The sequence below is a fragment of the Prosthecobacter sp. genome (assembly GCF_044373815.1).
Taxonomy (GTDB): Bacteria; Verrucomicrobiota; Verrucomicrobiia; order Verrucomicrobiales; family Verrucomicrobiaceae; genus Prosthecobacter.
In genome coordinates this window covers 1-18,620 of sequence record NZ_JBIPNG010000072.1, presented here as the reverse complement: position 1 = coordinate 18,620, position 18,620 = coordinate 1, and the positions used below count along the sequence as shown (strand labels likewise).

The 18,620-nt window shown below is 53.2% G+C and carries 15 protein-coding genes and 1 pseudogene; 9 read left to right on the top strand and 7 right to left on the bottom strand.

Features of this window, described 5'->3' with window-relative positions:
• The coding region (locus ACIREA_RS08720; RefSeq protein WP_397381871.1) for a PAS domain-containing protein at nt 1-3,105 on the bottom strand (3,105 nt) is incomplete at its 3' end.
• Between the two features lie 23 nt (nt 3,106-3,128).
• The gene (locus ACIREA_RS08715; RefSeq protein WP_397381873.1) at nt 3,129-3,677 is read right to left on the bottom strand and encodes a heme NO-binding domain-containing protein; all 549 of its coding nucleotides are present in this window, start codon (nt 3,675-3,677) and stop codon (nt 3,129-3,131) included.
• Nucleotides 3,678-3,893: 216 nt separating this feature from the next.
• On the opposite strand from ACIREA_RS08715, the gene ACIREA_RS08710 reads away from it, so the two are divergent.
• Nucleotides 3,894-4,751, top strand: a complete 858-nt coding sequence (locus ACIREA_RS08710; protein WP_397381870.1) for a DUF3050 domain-containing protein — start codon at nt 3,894-3,896, stop codon at nt 4,749-4,751.
• 82 nt (nt 4,752-4,833) lie between these two features.
• Nucleotides 4,834-5,538 (top strand): annotated as a pseudogene (locus ACIREA_RS08705) (transposase); the annotation flags it as partial.
• Nucleotides 5,539-5,828: 290 nt separating this feature from the next.
• On the opposite strand, the gene ACIREA_RS08700 reads toward ACIREA_RS08705, so the two are convergent.
• Together ACIREA_RS08700 and ACIREA_RS08695 are read right to left on the bottom strand one after the other, a co-directional pair.
• Nucleotides 5,829-7,058 (bottom strand): formylglycine-generating enzyme family protein, encoded by a 1,230-nt coding sequence (locus ACIREA_RS08700; protein ID WP_397381869.1) that lies wholly within the window; start codon nt 7,056-7,058, stop codon nt 5,829-5,831.
• Between the two features lie 320 nt (nt 7,059-7,378).
• The gene (locus tag ACIREA_RS08695; protein ID WP_397381868.1) at nt 7,379-8,290 is read right to left on the bottom strand and encodes a hypothetical protein; all 912 of its coding nucleotides are present in this window, start codon (nt 8,288-8,290) and stop codon (nt 7,379-7,381) included.
• Between the two features lie 610 nt (nt 8,291-8,900).
• Between ACIREA_RS08695 and ACIREA_RS08690 the strand changes: the two genes are divergently transcribed.
• From ACIREA_RS08690 to ACIREA_RS08675, 4 genes are all read left to right on the top strand, one after another.
• Complete coding sequence (locus tag ACIREA_RS08690; protein ID WP_397381867.1) at nt 8,901-9,362, top strand: polymer-forming cytoskeletal protein; 462 nt, start codon at nt 8,901-8,903, stop codon at nt 9,360-9,362.
• Between the two features lie 132 nt (nt 9,363-9,494).
• Nucleotides 9,495-10,190: a hypothetical protein gene (locus ACIREA_RS08685; RefSeq protein WP_397381866.1), complete on the top strand. Its 696-nt coding sequence runs from the start codon at nt 9,495-9,497 to the stop codon at nt 10,188-10,190.
• Between the two features lie 346 nt (nt 10,191-10,536).
• Nucleotides 10,537-11,772 (top strand): DUF1015 domain-containing protein, encoded by a 1,236-nt coding sequence (locus ACIREA_RS08680; protein ID WP_397381865.1) that lies wholly within the window; start codon nt 10,537-10,539, stop codon nt 11,770-11,772.
• Nucleotides 11,773-12,614: 842 nt separating this feature from the next.
• The gene (locus ACIREA_RS08675; protein ID WP_397381864.1) at nt 12,615-13,328 is read left to right on the top strand and encodes a hypothetical protein; all 714 of its coding nucleotides are present in this window, start codon (nt 12,615-12,617) and stop codon (nt 13,326-13,328) included.
• A gap of 82 nt (nt 13,329-13,410) precedes the next feature.
• Here the strand turns inward: ACIREA_RS08675 and ACIREA_RS08670 are convergent, their stop codons facing one another.
• Both ACIREA_RS08670 and katG read right to left on the bottom strand, forming a co-directional pair.
• The gene (locus ACIREA_RS08670; protein WP_397381863.1) at nt 13,411-13,647 is read right to left on the bottom strand and encodes a hypothetical protein; all 237 of its coding nucleotides are present in this window, start codon (nt 13,645-13,647) and stop codon (nt 13,411-13,413) included.
• Between the two features lie 88 nt (nt 13,648-13,735).
• Entirely contained in the window at nt 13,736-15,979 is a 2,244-nt protein-coding gene (gene katG, locus ACIREA_RS08665; RefSeq protein WP_397381872.1) for a catalase/peroxidase HPI, read from the bottom strand.
• Nucleotides 15,980-16,162: 183 nt separating this feature from the next.
• Here katG and ACIREA_RS08660 point away from each other — a divergent pair, with 183 nt between their 5' ends.
• Entirely contained in the window at nt 16,163-17,083 is a 921-nt protein-coding gene (locus ACIREA_RS08660) for a LysR family transcriptional regulator (RefSeq protein ID WP_397381862.1), read from the top strand.
• Between the two features lie 223 nt (nt 17,084-17,306).
• Here the strand turns inward: ACIREA_RS08660 and ACIREA_RS08655 are convergent, their stop codons facing one another.
• The gene (locus tag ACIREA_RS08655; RefSeq protein ID WP_397381861.1) at nt 17,307-17,639 is read right to left on the bottom strand and encodes a hypothetical protein; all 333 of its coding nucleotides are present in this window, start codon (nt 17,637-17,639) and stop codon (nt 17,307-17,309) included.
• A gap of 336 nt (nt 17,640-17,975) precedes the next feature.
• Here ACIREA_RS08655 and ACIREA_RS08650 point away from each other — a divergent pair, with 336 nt between their 5' ends.
• Both ACIREA_RS08650 and ACIREA_RS08645 read left to right on the top strand, forming a co-directional pair.
• Entirely contained in the window at nt 17,976-18,278 is a 303-nt protein-coding gene (locus ACIREA_RS08650) for an FHA domain-containing protein (RefSeq protein ID WP_397381860.1), read from the top strand.
• A gap of 45 nt (nt 18,279-18,323) precedes the next feature.
• Nucleotides 18,324-18,620, top strand: a 297-nt coding sequence (locus tag ACIREA_RS08645) for an adenylate/guanylate cyclase domain-containing protein (protein WP_397381859.1), incomplete at its 3' end; no start/stop codon positions are given.

Sequence of the window (18,620 nt, the reverse complement as noted above, 5' to 3'; positions counted from 1 at the left end):
CGCGAGGAACTCACTCTTTGCACGGCTGGCCGCCTCCGCCCTGTCACGTGCGGCGCGCAGTTCCTCCTCGATCTGGCGGCGGCGCTCAGCCTCACGCCGCGCCACGATCATGCTGTTCACGGCGGCAAGAAATGGATCCAACTCCCTGAGTCCGTCCTTGTCATATCCATCCGGGCGGTTGGCAAGACCGATGAGCCCCACCATTTCGAGACCATTGTAAACAGGAAGGCCAAGGAAAGCATGGATGGGAGGGTGGCCAGGCGGAAGCCCCCCGCTGCGGGGATCATTCGCGGCATCATTCGCGATCACCAGATCTCTGGTGACCAACGCAGCTCCGAAAAGCGTATTCAAATTGCGGAACTCGAGCCCATTCGGCCTCACCGACTCCATGTACTTTCGTATTTCGTCATTCCATGAGATGTCCGTCAGCGAGTAAGAGCGAAGATAGGGCGCGCCTTGTTCATCCTTCAACATTTCGGCGATGAAGCCAAAGGTGCTGTGCGTGTGCTGCACGACGACGTCCAGCATCTCCCCAAACACAGGACCCACATCCGTGGCGCCGATAAAGTGCTCCTGCGCGGCACGGATGCCATTAAGCATCTCGGCACGCCGCTTCGCCGCCTCCTCGGACTGCTTGCGGATGTGTATGTCCATCTGCGTACCGATCATCCTCTGGGGTTTGCCTTCTTTGGTGAAGTAAACGATGCGCCCTACATCCTGAACCCATTTCCACGAGCCGTCTTTGCAGCGCAGACGATGTTCGAAGATGTAATCGGGGGTCTCACCGCTGAGGCACTTGTTCATCGTGTCCATCACCGAGGGGAGGTCATCTGGATGTACGCGTGAGGCCCAGCTGTCCACATGCTGCGGCCACTCGCCCGCATCGTAGCCGAGCATTTGCTGCACGTGGTCTGTGTAAAGCACATAGCCGCTGATGATGTTCCAGTCCCAGACGCCCAGACCGTTGTTTTGCAGGGCAAAGTGCCAGCGCTCCTCGGTTTGCTGCAGCGTGCGCTGGGCCTCCACCAGCTCAGTGATGTCCAGCACAGTGCCGAGAATCTCGCGTGCTTGGCCACTTGCGTCCTGACTCACCTCCGCGCTGCTGCGGAGATGGCGCACCTCGCCGTCCGGGCGGATGATGCGGTAGGTGATCGTCATCGGCGCTCCCGTTTTCGCCACGGAATCAATGAATTGCATCACCGTATCAAAATCGTCGGGATGAATGGAACGACGGCAGAAGTCCATGTCCACCTGCACCGTGCCGGGTTCGTAGCCGTAGATGCGATACTTCTCATCCGACCACCGCACCGCGCCATTTGAGAGCTCCAGATTCCAGTTGCCAAGATGGGAAATACGCTGGGCCTGCTTGTAGGCGTCCTCAGTCTGGACCTTTTCCGTCATATCCTGCATGGTGCCGACAAGGCGGCAGGGCACGTTCTCGGCATCCAGCTCCGCCGCCGCCAGCGTGTGCACATGGCGGATCTCACCGCTCGACCGCTTCACGCGGTAGCTGACCTCCTGGCTCTCTCCCGTGCGGGCCACGGCCTCCAACACCTCTAAAAAGCGCGGCAGATCCTCCGCCAGCACACTGCTGCGCACATGGTCCAGCGTTGGCACAAAACTGCGCGGCTCAAAACCGTAGATGCGGAATTTCTCATCCGACCATGAGAGCGCGTTCGTGCGCAGATCCCACTCCCAAGTGCCTAAGTGGGCCAGCCGCTGGCCTTCGTTCATCGCGCGTTCGCTCTTGCGCAGATCCTCCTCCGCCTCCAGCCGCTTCATCAGCAGGCCCAGCTGACGGCCGATGTGGTTGAGCGCTCCAAGAAGATCCGGATCTGGAGCATCCAGCTGCGGGCTGAAAAACTCCAGGACGCCACGCACCTGGCCATCCACATGGACAGTAAAGGCCACTGCCGCCGTGATGCCGCACTCGGCGGCTGCATCGCGGCGGGGAAAATTGTCATCCTTGCACACATCGATGATCCAATGACTCGTACGTGCTTCCCAGACTCTGCCGGGCAGCCCCTGCCCCGGGGCGAAGCTGAGCTCTCGCGAAGCCTGCATGAACGGCTCCACTTGCGCACCATCAGACTGCCACATGTGAGCCATTTGCAGCACTTCCCCGCTGCTGCCCGGGACCCACCACGCACCCACGGTCGCCTGCAACTGCCGCCCTAAAGCCGCAAGCATCATCGGGATCAGCCCGGCCAGTTTGACCCCGCTGGCAATCACCTTGGCTGCCGCCGTCTCCAACTGGCGGCGCATCTCATTGCGCTTTACACCTGAGACATCTGCCTCGATCGCCATGAAATGCGTCACCTTGCCGTGGGCATCCTTGATCGGCTGCACCTCAATGTCCACCCAGTAGGGAGTGCCATCCTTGCGGTAGTTTAAAATTTCAGTGCGAAAGCCCTCACCTGCGCTGAGCCTGCGCCCCATTTCACTGGCCACCTGTGGGTCAGTGAGTGGCCCTTGCAGGAAGGACCCGGGCTTCAGTCCGCGCACCTCATTGAGCGTCCAGCCCGTCATGCGCTCAAACGCCACATTGACCCACTCAATGATACCCTCATGGTTGGCCAGGATCACGGCGTTGTCCGTGCGTTCCGCAACCATCGCCAGTTTGCGCGACTCGGCCTCCTTTTCGATAAGCCTCGACTGGCTTACCTTCAGACGCTCATTGAGCATGCGGAGTTCCTTGTTTGCGATGCGGTGCACCTGCGTCACGTGGAGAAGATCCTGCGCCGAATCGTGCGGGGCAAAATCAGCAAGTGCCACTCCCAAACGATCAAGTTCATCAGGTGTTTCCAGCCAGGGCGAGCCCAGGAAAACATCCAGATCCATCTTCTCCAGATGCATCACCTGCCCGCGCATCACCATCCCGGTGCCATGATGCCTCAGCAGCAGCAGGATGCCGCGATGCCTGCACAGCCAGTCCGCATTCATTGCGCCCTGCGGCCGCTCCAGCTTAAACACCTGGTCAAGCTGCGCGCCTGCAGCCACATCCCGCGCAATTCGCGTCAGTGAAGGGCCGACCTGAACGATTCGCATTTCACTGTTCCAGGCGAAAAGAAACGGGAAAGCCTCCTCCACCTGAAACCAGGGCATGTGTGGCACTTCAACCACGCTCTTTATGTTTTGGCTTCTATCCATGCAATGTGAAATACATCATGATCGGCACCTTCGTCCAACCGTTCCTCATGTGTTATCGTCACCACGACCTCAAACATCACCCCCAGCCCCTCCAACACCCCGATCACAAACGCCGAAAGTCCGCGGCGATGACTGCGGTAGTGCAGCCGAAGTTCAGCAGGCCCCAGCTCGGTGCACTCAAACATCGGCGGCTGCAGCGCTGGAAACATCATCACCACACGGGTATGAAAATTTGGCAGGTTTATCAGAAACTCCCCAAGTGTTCGCCCGCCGAATCTCAGCAGATGGCCATAGCTGTTTCGCGCCGTGTCCAGCACCCACCAGCGGCCAAATTGATTCAGAATCTCCCCCGCTGGCCGGTCAAGAACCTCCGACGCAGCGCCCACCAGCTTGTAGGTGATATCATCAGGGTACGCCTCCGTCGAAATAAACATCTCATCCTCCACGCCTGCTTTGGTTTTCACCTTCTGCCACGTCGCCTCCCCATGATTCGCCACCAGAAGATCCATGATTGCGCTGTTGACCATTCCGTACATGATAAAATTGGTGGGTGTAGTTGAGGTTAAAAAAGGTTAACCCAAACTAAATGCCCGGCGCTTCACATCACACCTGCGTTTTGGGTTACCCCAATTAATCCGCCTCATCGGCAGGCGCAAAAAATCCCAGTTGAGCATCGTCGCCACAATGGTGCGCAGACGTATTTTTGGCCGTCTGAATCTGACTTATAAACGTAGGTAGGAGGAATGCCCGCACCATTGACCAACCAAACGAAACCGAGCGATTTTCAGGAAAGCTTGACCACAGCCATCACTACCCAGCGTCAGACGCTGCTGGACCATCGACTTTATGGCCAATTGCGGACACTGAAGCACTTGGCAGTATTCATGGAGCATCATGTATTTGCAGTGTGGGATTTCATGTCGCTGCTCAAGGCGCTGCAGGTGCGCCTCACATGCGCTGACGTGCCATGGCGGCCAGTTGGGAACGCCCAAGTGCGCAGGCTGGTCAATGAGATCGTGCTAGGCGAGGAGAGCGATGCTTTGCCCACAGGCGGGGCGGCGAGCCACTTCGAGCTTTACATGCTGGCCATGCAGGAGGCAGGAGCGAAAACAGGTATGATGGATCATTTCATCCGAGAGCTGGAGTCTGGAAAGACGGTTGCTGAGGCGCTGGATCGCGCTGGTGTGCCGGTTGCTGTAGGCGCATTTGTTCGTCATACATTTGAGGTGATTGAGCGCGGGCGTCCGCATGAAATCGCCGCAGCCTTCACCTATGGACGCGAGGATTTGATTCCAGAAATGTTCACTCAACTCGTGCATGGGCTGGAGCATCAATTCCCCGGCAAGGTGGCCACGCTGCGCTACTACCTGGACCGCCATATCGCGCTGGACGGCGACGAGCACGGGGAAATGGGCAGGCAGATGGTGGCTCTGCTTTGCGAAGGAAACGCACGCCTGGAGCAGGAGGCTACTCAGGCAGCGGTGGCTGCCCTGCGATCCCGAATAAAGCTCTGGGACGGCATCGCGTTGGCAATGGAGAACTCGGAAGAGTCGGCGATTTTGGCTCCAACATCAAACGCCTCACCCTTCATCGCCTGCTGACAGCTCCAGGACGGCAGATCTTGCATACCCAACCTGCAGCGAGGGCGGCCAAGAAGGATCGGCCTAAGGTTATAACCCCAACCGCAGTGGGTACAACTCGCATCATCCGCTCATGGCCTTCATGTGCCAGACGCGCATGTTGGTCAATGCGTGGGTGCGCCCGAGCAACACGGCGGCGTGCTCCAACTGCGTGGAGTTCATGCGCGATACTTTTGATATGACGATCCGGGGTGTGAAGGTGGGGCTGGTGCGTGGCGACAGCGGCTTCTACACCGATGAGATCTTGAGCGCGCTGGAGGACCGTGGCCTCAACTACATCATCGCAGCCTGGGCCTACGCCAACCTCAAGCACGAGATCCACGGCATGAAGGACTGAGTGGAAGTCTGCCCTGGCATCGCGGTCAAGGAGTGGCGCCACCAGCCTGCTGATCCCAGGGCCAGGGCGCACCGCCACATCGTGGGCCGCAAGCAGATCAGCCACCGTCCTCTGCCCGGAGGCAAACTGCTCTTCGAAGACCTGGCCGACTATCCCTTCAGCCTGTATGTGACCAGTCTGGACCTGCCGCTCCATCAGATTTGGAAAATTTACAACAGCTGGGCCGATTGCGAGAACCGCATCCGGGAGTTGAAGCAGGACTTTGGACTCGAAGCGTTCCGCCTGCAGGACTTCTGGGCCACCGAGGCATCGTTCAGGTTCATCATGGTAGCCTACAACCTGATGAGCCCCTTCCGGCATTTTGAGCTCAACTGCCACAACCAGTCACCTCTCTCGACACTGCGCTCCTAATGCTTTGCATTAGGCGGCTGGGGCCGCCAGCACGCCCGGAAATGAGTGCTTAAGCTCTCACTGCCACGGCAAAACGCCCCAGTAGGGATGCCATCCTCCTTGAGATCCAGTCCCTCGCCGTTCCTTTCGGTTGCTATACTGCATAATCCGGGTTCAAAAGTGTAGACCAAACTGGAGAGTGGCTTGACAGCAAATTTCCCAGAGAGTAATCCGTTTTGATGATCGTGCCATCTTGCAACCTTCATAAATATCACACATAAAACTATCCAAGCCGGCTATTCTGAGCTTCCTCAGGAATGGCGTACAATGCGAAAGCCAATATAGGGCGCTGGTAAATTACCTGGCTGGAAAAAACGGTTCGCGCACCGCGCTTCAGCCGCAGTGTGTCGCCAGCTGCCACCTCTGATGACGCAATTTTCGCCCTTGTCAGGACCATGAGGATTATCCAGCAACGACGCTGATGCTCCGTAGCTTGGATCATAGAAATCCCAGCACCACTCGGCCACGTTGCCAGCCATGTCATAAAGACCAAATCCATTGGGTCGAAAACTGCCTACAGCAGCCGTATAAGGCGTGCTGCTCACTAGAGCAGTCGCTGTTCCTTTGTGATTACTTTTGTCATATTCGAAAAGTGAAGAGCCATGATAGTTGGCCTGCTCATGGGTGATTTCATCGCCCCAGGGAAAACGCTTGTCTGAGAGACCACCACGGGCGGAAAACTCCCACTCGGCTTCTGTAGGCAGGCGGTAACCATCGGCATCCCAATTGACATGCTTGTTCCCGATGTCCACCATGCCGTTACGAGCGACGCCCAACTTACTATTATCAGCAGAGTAACAAGGTGTAAGACCTTCCTTTTCACTGAGAGCGTTGCACCATTTAACAGCATCCCCCCAGGAGATGCCATAAACAGGGTGGTTGTGGGCCTTGCCGTTGCCAACAGGGAGATCTGAATAGCCATTGCCGAGTCCCCAAACTCTAACACTTTCCCATAGCTTTAATGAGACTTCCTGCTGGGCGATCTTGAATGGCTTCAAAATGACCTTATGAGGTCGCGCATCGTTCAAACCATCTTTCCCATCTCCCATTATAAAAATCCATCCCGGTAGAGACACCAATTCCAATTCAGCTGTTCTGGTAATTGATTGTGAGCGTACAGCAATGGGCGCAAGTTGTATCTCGTCTGTTACTTTGCTGGTTGTAATCAGAGGTTCCGCTTGTTGTAAACCGTCTCGTATTAAGGAGGACCAGGAAATGCGACCAATAAAATAACCAATAACAATAAAAAATGCGGCCACGAGCCAAATTTTACAACGACGTTGTCGCTGGTTTCGCCTAGAAGGACGTCGGTAAAATGGCCGCGCATAGTCCATTTTCGGTTCGGGTTGATCCACAATCCAGGGCGAATCTATTGCGCATTCACTTAGTCTTTGGAAGCGTCGCGCGTCTTCCTTCGACAGTCCTCCACTTTTATGAATATTGCGAATTGGATAACCGAAGATATCATCCTGAAAAAACATACTGAGCGGTCTTAATTGTTTCAATCGGTTGGATACCACTTTTTAACCCAGCGTTCTTAACCTTAATAAATGTTTACATGTCATGGATTGAACATTTCTGTATGGGCGGATAATTTGCAGTATCATCGTGCAAAAAGCTCCACTAGAAGTAATTTTCAGAAACGCTCAGCAGAGTAAATTACTCTTCATTTCAGAACGGTCGTTTTTGTAATTAAATTAGTAAACAAAACGATCTTGAAGTATTTGAACAGAGTTGGGACATAATACCTATAAATACATTTTGCTAAAAACATAAAATAAATTAATGCATTCATGCCGATTTAGGCCGCCTTCCCTTGTGAAGAATCTAATCCGTAAATCCATTCAGAGCAGTTATCGCAAAAAGTGTAGGATTGAATGATGCCGTGTGTTTCATAAAGCCAATCGCCTCGAGAAATCCAGCGTCCATCTTGAGTGGATAAACAGTCACAAACAGAACAGCATAAGGGCGCCTGAGAATTCAGTAACAAATCTGAACCCTCTATATCTTGAACAACGTGGCTGGCGCAGCCAATCTGCCCAATAATCTTTAAAGACGTCTGAAAAGCCAGGGTGACATCTCTGTTAGGCATGGTGTGTTTCACGTCATTTAGCAAGACAAGTAACAAAGAGTGACCTGAGTTCAAATGCATTGGCGTGCAGAATGCCGACAGAGCACCATCCATTAACGAAAGATTCACCAAACTTTGAGCATCCCTTGGCACTCGCCCCTCGAGAAGTCGCGCAATAATGGCGCCAACATGCTTAGAGCTATTCCAACCAATTCGAAAGCACCATGTAGCACCTTCAGCACTTAACAGAATAGCTGATCGAGACTTGGTTGCGCGCCCTAATTCAGCGAGCGTTTCCATAATCGGATTAAAATAAGTTGTGTCAGTCGCAACTGCGTGAACTGAACCTTCCGTGTCTTTTCTTCCAAATAATTCAGATACTCGGCATCCGGAGTGACCCAAAAGCAAGAGCAACGCCATCCCTGACCAGGTTGTAATCAGCGCAAAAGCCCATGACCAACCTTGATTGTCCAGATTCAGGAGAAATACGAAGGGACCAGCAATTAGCATACTCAATCCGAGAACAGCCATTAGAGAACGTTCTAGAATTGAGGGTTCGCCTGAAGGCCCGCAGTGATCAAGAGAACTTTGCAAGTTAGGGTGTTTTGATATCCGCGCATGAAAAGACGAAGAGAGTTTCATCGGTGCTGGGAGTGATTTGAAGAACATGATCAACGTTATATGAACACACAATATCTGCTGACTCTAGATAACCATTTGCGTTACCTCATAATTTATGGCTAATCGTTATCCAAGCATCCCAATAAATATTTTTATTAATGTAGCGCATTATATTCTCATCCATCTGTGTTTGCGCTACACTTTAAATAAGGTTAACAACTCTAAAGGGACCGCGCATTGTTAGAGTCGAATCCATAGGATTCAGATAGAACAGAACTTAAATAATATTGCATGCCCCACCCACCCTTAAACTATCCAAGAGCCAATAGGGTGATGCGCTATCGATCAAATATCCGGGCCTCTATTTTTGGGATCCACAAAAACACGGGTCGTAAAAATCATTTGCCCCCCCCACCCCAATGTGGGTTAACCCAAAAAGAATAGATCATTATCAATATTTTGTTCCATACATGAAGTACTCAACAGTACGAATGCGTGTCGGGTATTTCGACAGTTTTTTACTGTGCTGTGTGCTTATGCACTGTTTGAGCCCCCCTCACGTTCAAAACCACCCATTCAAATGTTAAGACACATCATTAGGCAATCTAAAACCACTAAGGAGAGCACACCGTTGGACAAATTCACACCCGATTCTTCAGGAGACTTCGGAATCATACCTGCCACGACAAACGCTGAAAGCCCCCAGCACACCCACGCAACCGCTGCGCCCCCCAAGAATAAAAACATTCTTGGCAGCGGCGTGGAAATCAAAGGCTCCATTAGGTTTACTGATGATTTGACCATCGACGGCAGGATCGAAGGTGAAGTCATTTCAGACGGTTGTCTCATAGTAGGTGAGAACGGTTTCATCAGAGGAGAAATCATGACTGGGTCAGTAATTATCTTTGGAAAAGTCGAAGGAAATGTCACGGCGCAGGACCGCTGTGAACTAAAGGATAATGCAGTTATGACAGGTGACATTACCGCTGGAAACCTTTCCATGGAGCAAGGTGTCACCTTCATGGGGCAGTCCAGGGTGGGAAAGAAAGTTGACTCCAAACCCTCAATGAAGGCACAGATCCCGAAACTTTAACCATTAATGTAGTAACCCAATAAATTGCTTTTAATGCCAATTAGCAATTTTAACATAATAATTAGGTGAGTTTTCAGTGCATATTTGTTTTCATTGAGGGCATACCTTAATTAACCCTATATATTTATCATAATGTCAAATCTTCATAAACCTATCATTGTAACAATCGGCAGTGGCGGCACAGGCAAAAGCACGGTTTCTAGGTTGGTTTATGATTTTGCCGGGCTAGATGAACGCGCCGAAGTTCCCGTATTCGACTGCGACATGGATGGCAACCGCGACCTTCATAAGATTGCTCCACATAGGATTCAGGTGATGAATCTTGGAAACTCGGAGTTTATTCACCGTCTTGTAGCGGAAGCCAATGCGGAGACTCCTGTTTTGGTGGATTTACCCTCTAGTTGCTTGCCTCGATTTTCGGATGCTCTTACCCCAGAGATCGTTCAAGAACTCAAAAGCACTGTGGGAGTTCAATGGTTACCTGTGTACATGATAACTGCTCGCAATTCTTCTATTCCAGTTTTGCGTGCGTGGCGTGATCAGGTGTGGGGCGATATACCTGCAGTGATTGTGGTTTCGCAAAAGGATGGTTTGGTGAAAGCGGAGACGGTGGAAGAAGTTCGATACCAGCATGATATAGTAATACGTCTGCCAAAGCTTGATATCGAACTCGCTGCTTATGCTGATGCAGCGGCTTGCACGTGGAAACACCTTCTGGAAGGAAACGCGGTTCTTGATAATCCTCTAAGAATCATGCAACTTAAACGTATTCGGGATGAGTTCGAAAAGGAGTTGAGACCATTACTGGCACACTTTCAGGTGAAATAAACTCGTGACGCGCAGATCAGTACGCCACCACATAGAGAACGCCATTGCAGAGAAACGCATTGTTAAATTAAACTGTGCTTAGACTCATTTATTATAGCATAATTGAGTGCAATTTTACTGCGGGAATGTGTTGTATTTTTTATTTAATAATCATAACATGATGATCGGTTTTTTTGTCAATAAAGCATGAAGCTTGAATTTGAGTATGGTTGCGCCATGCTTTCGAGCAGTCAATTGATCCCCTCGCCATTCTGCTTCTGCAAACAAGATTCTTCTGCTAGGTATTACAAAGCACTTTATGGTCACGCCATTAGACTGCAATCTAACCGACAAGCTATTCATCTAGATGCGCATCCGTACCTTCCAAGGGCTCGTTCCCATCGCACAGCACGTCTCTGAAGTCGCCGCAGTGCAATTTGATACCGTTAACAGGGAGGGAGCATCAGCCCTTGCATCAAACAAACCGCTTAGTCTACTGCACGTAGAACGCGCCGAAATTGACATAGATCCAGGGATCGATCCCTACTCCGGATCGGTTTATGCTAAAGCCCAAGACAATTTTATACGTCTTCAGGCACACGGGGTACTAGTGCGTGAGAGCAAGCCTACAATGTACCTTTACCGCCAGACGGTCGGCGGACACAGCCAAGCTGGCATCGTCACTGTCTGCCACACCGAGGATTACGAGAAAGACATCATCAAAAGACATAAGAACACACGTCGAGATAGGGAGCTTGATCGAACGAACCTGCTAGACAAGCTCGATGCAAATACCAGCCCTGTTTTGCTCGCATACCATCAACGCGCCAGCATCAGCACGCTCATTGAGGACTTCATGCAATCCAACAAGGCAATCAATGACTTTATCTCAGTGGATGGCGTCCGTCATCAAGTATGGCGGCTTTCCTTTAGCTTATGTGTGTCATTGACAGGCCTGTTTGAAAGCCAGGTGCCATTCTCATACATCGCCGACGGGCACGACTATGCAGCCAGCGCTTTTCGAGTGAGCCAATTCCGCAGGAAAGCCAATCCAAAGCACATCGGAAACGAGAATTATAATTGGTTCCTGTGCGTTTTGTTTCCTATTAGTGACCTCAAGATTCTTCCGTACAACCGTGTAGTGACAGATTTAAACAGACTCGGTCGCGAAGAATACCTGAAGAGAGTCAGCGAGGTCTTCACTGTGAAGCCGACGTCGCTCAAGGTTCCGACCCATCCCGGGCAATGCTACATGTATTTGAAGTCTCAGTGGTATGAACTGACTTGGGAAGCAGCGAAGAATGGCAGCCTCATCGATAACCTCGAAGTCAGTATCCTACAGGATCGTCTGCTTAAACCAGTACTCGGCATCGATGACCCGCTGAACAGCAAACGCATCGATTTCATTGGCGGCATTCGTGGCACTGCAGAGTTGGAAAAACTGGTGAATAGCCAACTCCACACTGTTGCATTCTCGATGTATCCGACGTCTATCGATCAGTTCATTACAATCGCTAATGCAGGGCAAAGAATGCCACCGAAGAGCACTTGGTTCGAGCCCAAATTGCGCAGTGGACTGTTCATTCACACTCTCCAAGAGTGACCAGAGTCCGTTGCACATTTGCATGGCCTAAGGGCTAAATTCAGAATGGATTTTCGGACCAAAAACTAAAGCTCATATTCACCAAGAGAATCAGCTATAGTAAATGGCATTTTGCCGTCTCTGCTTCGTGTTGATGAAGAGCGACGCGGTCCAGATGGAATATTCACTGCGCGAACATTTCCTGCATTATGCGCCGCAGACGATTATTTGAATGCCCCCTCTCTCTTGCATACAACATATCAGATTACGCAATAGGTGTGATTATCTAAGCGGACATGGAATAATTGGGAGAAAGTCTGGACGACTTTTTTACGCGCTCTCTATTTTACTTCTGTAGCAGCAAGCAGCCGAATGCGCCACCGCCAGTTTTCACGTTTACATTTTGAACTCAATCTTTGCATTCGCACGAACGGCGTGAGATCTCGCACACTGCATCTTTGGCCAAAGTCATCGATCAATAATAGATTGCAGCACCACATCTTATTACTTTGGCGGTAATATTTAAAATGTCCGGAGAAAGTTGTGCCGTTTATTTTTGACCTGATCGCAACCGTTCAACGAATTGAAGTACTTGCTTCAATATTTCACTTTGATGGGCACTTAATTTTCAGTTCTGATTATTCATCTACTCATAGGTCACCACATTAAATAATCTACTTCCGATTGATCTGAACTGTGAAACGCGAGAGACGATAATTCTCGTTTTTTACGACATGAAAATAACACATACATTACATCTGATTACTGCACTTAGTGTCACAACAGTGACTCCGATCCATGCCGGCGCTCCAGCCGTTCCCCCTTTTAGCAAGGGTATTGTCGCCGCCGCCACAGAACCTGCCGTGTCCGCCATCAATGGCAAACTCGATGCTAAGTTTGGTGCCATCAACCGCAACTCCACGCGCGGATTGGCGAGCACGATTACGATGCCGTTGGGCCATCGTTTCGGGGCACAGTTCGACGGGCTGTATCAGCATGGTTTCTCCACCAATATCTATGGAGTGGGCACACACTTCTTTGCGCGTGATCCGGGCAAAGGACTCATCGGACTGGCCTTCAGCGGCATGACGAGCCAGAAGTTCACGGATGTGATCGTGGGCATGGAAGGCGAGTACTACTTCAAGAAGGTAACGTTGGGTGCAGTGGCTGGCTGGGACAACTATGACTCGCATGTGGCTACGACCTTCCCGGGCTTGGTCAATCACCAGAACTTTGTAGCTGCGCGCGTGTATGCGGCGATCTACCCGATGGATGACCTGATGGTGCGCCTGGAGTACCAAAGCCGCTTCAACCACAACTTCTGCGTGGCCCATGTGGAATGGCAGACGCCTATGAACGGTGTCGCTGTCTTTGCGGACGGTGGCGTGGGTGACGACGGTTACGCCCACCTCATGGGCGGTGTGCGCGTGTACTTTGGCGGCAGCAAGCCCCTCAAGGACCGCCACCGCAAGGACACCATTCCGAACATCGGCTCGACCTTTATCGGACCAAACAGCGCAGGCTCGACGGATGTGGGCGGATCTCCTGCTGGCACCAAATTGCCTGACCCAACCTGATGATGAAAGGGACCGGGTCTGCTGCCCCAGAACTATGTTAGGTTTAGAAGCGCCCGGCGGCCTCCCTGCCGGGCGTTTTTTTTTACTTCTGTCGGAGGGGAACGAAGGAGGACTTTTCTCCGGCGTATCTTGATGAAGCACTGCGGTTTTCGCAACTGCTCGCAATCTTTGACACCAGTTTGTTCCCACCCAAGCCAACCGATACGGACAGCTTCAGGCTTTGCCCGATTGCCTGCTGCAGCTTGGCATCAGTCTCGTCGGCCTCGGTCTGCTTTGCGCCATGGAGATCAAGATAGGACTCATCAATGGATGTTTGCACAAATAGGCATCGGAGCCGTTGAAAAACAAAAAGCTCATCCCGACTTGGTCAGGATGAGCTGTACTTTATTGGCAGTTTTCGTCTCAAATCATTTCGCCAGATCGAAGCGATCTAGGTTCATGACCTTGGCCCAGGCGGCGGCGAAGTCGGTGACGAACTTCTCTTTGGCATCGGCGCTGGCATAGACTTCGGCGATGGCGCGGAGTTGGGAGTTGGAGCCGAAGACGAGATCGACGGAGGTGGCCATCCACTTCATCGCCCCTGTTTCGCGGTCGGTGCCTTCGTAGAAGTGCTCGCAGCGGGGAGATACCTTCCATTCGTTCTCGATGCTGAGCAGGTTCACGAAGAAGTCGTTGGTGAGGGCACCACGATTCTTGGTAAGCACTCCGAGGTCGGGATGACCGACTGTGGTGCCGAGCGCTCTCATGCCGCCGATGAGGACAGTCATTTCAGGAACGGAAAGCGTGAGCAACTGGGCGCGGTCCACGAGGTTCTCAGGCGCAGGGCGATCAAGTTCGTGGCCGAGGTAGTTGCGGAAGCCGTCGTTCTTGGGTTCGAGCACGGCGAAGGATTCAACATCGGTCTGATCCTGCTTGGCGTCCACACGACCTGGGGAGAAAGCCACCTTCACATCTTGACCGGCCTTCTTCGCGGCAGCTTCGACAGCGGCACTGCCACCGAGCACGATCAGATCTGCGAGCGAGATCTTCTTCTTGCTGCTGTTGAACTCAGCTCTGATTTTCTCAAGCGCGGCGAGAACCTTGGCGAGCTGCTGTGGCTGATTGACCTCCCAGTCCTTCTGAGGAGCGAGACGAATGCGGGCACCATTAGCACCGCCGCGTTTGTCGCTGCCACGGAAGGTGGAAGCGGATGCCCAGGCGGTGGAGACGAGTTCGGAGGTGGTGAGACCGGAGTCGAGCAGCTTGGCCTTGAGCTGGGCGATGTCCTGATCGTTTACCAATTCATGATCCAAGGCAGGAAGCGGGTCCTGCCAGATCAGCACTTCCTTCGGCACTTCAGCACCGAGGTAGCGGGAGAGCGGGCCCATGTCGCGATGGGTGAGCTTGAACCAAGCTTTGGCAAAGGCGACCTCGAACTCCTTCGGGTTTTCGAGGAAGCGCTTGGTGATCTTGCCGTAAGCGGGGTCCATTTTCAGAGCGATGTCAGTCGTGAACATGATGGGCGCATGGCCCTTTCCTTTGACATGTGCATCAGGCACACTGCCCTTGCCTGCTCCGTCTTTGGGAATCCATTGCTGAGCGCCTGCGGGGCTCTTCGTCAGCTCCCAATGATAGGCGTAGAGGTTCGAGAGGTACATGTGCGACCAGCGGGCCGGTGCACTGGTCCATGCACCTTCGAGACCGCTGGTGATGGTGTCCTCAGCGTTGCCTTTGCCGAACTTGTTCTTCCATCCAAAGCCCATCTCTTCCAGCGGCGCGGCTTCTGGCTCGGGGCCGACGTTCTTCGGATCGCTAGCACCGTGAGCTTTGCCAAAGGTGTGGCCACCGGCGATAAGCGCGACGGTTTCCTCGTCATTCATGGCCATGCGGCCAAAGGTTGAGCGGATGTCCATGGCAGCAGCCAGCGGATCAGCTTTGCCATTCGGGCCTTCCGGATTGACGTAGATGAGACCCATCTGCACGGCGGCGAGGGGCTTTTCGAGCTGGCGCCCGTCCTTGTAGCGCTTGTCGCCCAGCCAGGTGGTTTCAGGGCCCCAAAAGATGTCTTCCTGCGGCTCCCACACATCGGCGCGACCACCAGCGAAGCCGAAGGTTTTGAAGCCCATTGATTCGAGGGCGACATTGCCCGTGAGGATCATCAGATCGGCCCACGAGATCTTGTTGCCGTATTTTTGTTTGATGGGCCAGAGCAGGCGACGCGCCTTATCCAGGTTCCCGTTGTCAGGCCAACTATTCAGCGGAGCGAAGCGCTGCGTGCCGTATCCGGCACCGCCACGACCATCGCTCGTGCGGTAAGTGCCCGCACTGTGCCAGGCCATGCGGATCATGAAGGGGCCGTAGTTGCCGTAGTCGGCTGGCCACCACTTCTGGGACGTAGTCAGAAGTTCGGTGAGATCCTTCTTCAAAGCAGCGAGATCAAGCTTCTTGAACTCCTCGGCGTAGTTGAAGCCCTCGCCCATCGGGTTTCCTTTCGGTGAGTTTTGGTGAAGGATTTTGAGGTTGAGCTGGTTGGGCCACCAGTCTCTGTTGTTCATGGCTCCGGCGGCGGTGTGGCGGGCAGAACTGGCGGGGGCACCCATCACGGGGCATTTGCTGATGTCATCCATAGGTTTGTCGGATTTGCCTTGAGCTGATGCGGTTACCACCGGCATCAGCAGCAGAGCGGCAAGCAAAGCCTTGGGTTTGGTTGATTTCATAGAATTAGATGGTTGCGGTTTCTTTTTGAGGCCACGTTTCGGGCATCTTCAAGCGACCTTAATTACCGAAAAACATTCATTCATCCAATGCATTGCCTGAATGCTTGCAATGCATGCCGCGCATGATTAGCATACCTCATGCGAAACGAACTCAATCTCCACCTGCTCGAACAATTCGTGGCCCTGGCACGGACCAAGAACTTCACCCGTGCGGCCGAGGAGCTGCATCTTTCCCAGTCCGCGCTGAGCCGTGCCATACAAAAACTCGAAGAGCAGCTCGGCCAGCCGCTCTTTGAGCGTAAGCCACGCGAGGTGGTGCTGACCGATCACGGCGAACTCCTGCTCGAACGTGCCCAGCAGATACTCAAACTCATGGAAGACATTTTCTCCGAGCTTTCAGAAGCCGGACGTCGCGGGCGCATCCGACTCGGTGCCATTCCCACCATCGCGCCCTATTTATTGCCCAGCCTTTTGAGCAGCTTCGCCAAAGCGCACCCTGACATCTCCGTCATCGTGCAGGAGGACACGACAGAGAACCTCATCAAAAGCTGTAGTCACGGCGAGATCGATCTCGCCATCCTCGCCCTACCCATCATCGCCAAGTATCTCGAAGTCGAGCCGCTCTTTGACGAAGAACTGCTGCTCGTGGTGCCTCTTGGCCATCCGTTGGCCGTTGCGAAGACCGTCGCCATTGATGCCGTGGAAAGCTACCCCTTCGTCATGCTGAGTGAAGCGCACTGCCTGTCCGACAACATTGCCACCTTCTGCCGCCGGAAATCGGTGCAGCCCGTCACCGTCGAGCGCACCAGCCAGCTCACCACCTTGCAGGAACTCGTGACGCTGAATCACGGCGTCTCCATCGTCCCCGAAATGGCGCGGAAGACCGATACCAGCGACCGGCGGCTCTACCGCTCCTTCAGCGGTGAAACACCCACTCGCACCGTGGCGATGATGTGGAACTCGTATCGCTTTCAAAGCAAAGCGGTCAAGACGCTGATGGAACATGTGCGCCTGTCATCCAAGAAGACATCATCAACCATTAAACAGCGCAAAGCTTAGTCCAAGGCACTTTACGCACCCATTCGTCAGGGCAGAACCCAGCGCTGCTGATTCCCGCACGAGCCGTTCCAGGACAAATCCGCTGGCGTGGCCGTCAGTGGACGTTTCCCGCACTCAGGTGCCTGCGAATACCAGCCCCTCACACCCCATCTCCACGCCATGCCCTGGCCCAACTCGAACAGCCCCCCCTCAAAAGTAATTTCATAGCAGTTAGACAGACAGATCAGCTTGGTTTGAACCCAATCCTCTTACGGGTTTTGCCATTCTTCCCCGCGTGTTCAGCCTTGGCCTTCTTCGCCCTCGCAATCTCCCGCTCCAGCATCTCCTGTGTGACCATCCACCGCTCCGCGTTCGGGTTCATGCTGCCCACGTAGATCGCATTGATGCAAATATTCAGGATGGCCCAACCGCTGAGACCGCGCGATAGATCCGCGAGAGCCGAGAAATCAGCCTGCATCCGATCCTGGTTGGGGAGCTGGAGGGCGAACAACTCCCTGCGCATGGAGGCATCGGGATTGCGAAATTTGATGTGGCGCAGCAAGCGAAGCAGCAGCACGGAGTCTTAGTTCTCGAGAAAATGAGACCCTCGAGCCAATAGAGCGGCCCTAACATGCCATCAAACAATTGATCCACCGATGAGGGTGAAATTGTATTTGTGCCCGAAGGCAGTGCCCCCGAAAGCCAAGAGAAGTATCGCTCGTTGAGGGCAACGTGAGTGAGTAACGCTGAATAATGTGGTAACCCAAACAAGGCTTCAGAGCACCACCTAATTTATGGTAAATCAATAGCAAAAGTAGTCTACGCTCATTGGGGTACATCCAGGGCCAAAACGACCCGGCCCCCTTCAAAAGCAATTTCCTAGCAAACAAAAGAGGTGCACTGACCTACCCGCATGAGAGCCAAACTGAAATCACTGGAGAAGGAACTCGAAATCGTCCTCGAGGACTTCAACCAGATCGGACGCAGCCCCGATGCATCCATCCGGCTGGTGGACGGGGGTGTTTCGCGCCAGCATGCCATCATCCGCCATGACGGGCAGCTTTTCTGGGTTTCGGACCTCGGCAGTGCCAACGGCAGTTTCGTCAACGACGTTGCCGTCTCCACGGCCCGTGCTCTGCGCCATGGCGACCACGTTCAGTTTGGCACGAGCAATTTCATTTTCGACATTGAGGAAGAAGAACGCACGCCAAGCTAATCCGGCGACCACAGCACCCAGTCGCTTAACACCGTTGCCCTACCCATGAAAACCGTCCGGGTCACGCTGCTCGTCGGTGACCTCCGCAATTTCACCGCCCTTTCCGCCCAACTCAGCGCCGAGGAGGTCGCTGCAATGCTGCGCGAATGGTATGCCCAATGCGAGGACGTTCTCAAGTCACGAGGTGCCATCATCGACAAGTTCATCGGAGACGGTGTCTTTGCGTATTGGCCCGGCGACGACCCATCCACTCGAAAAAAGGCCACCGAAGCCGCTAAGCTGCTCAGCGGCCCCGAAGCCCACGAGTCCCCAAAACGCAAATGGCTGCGGGACAACATGAAC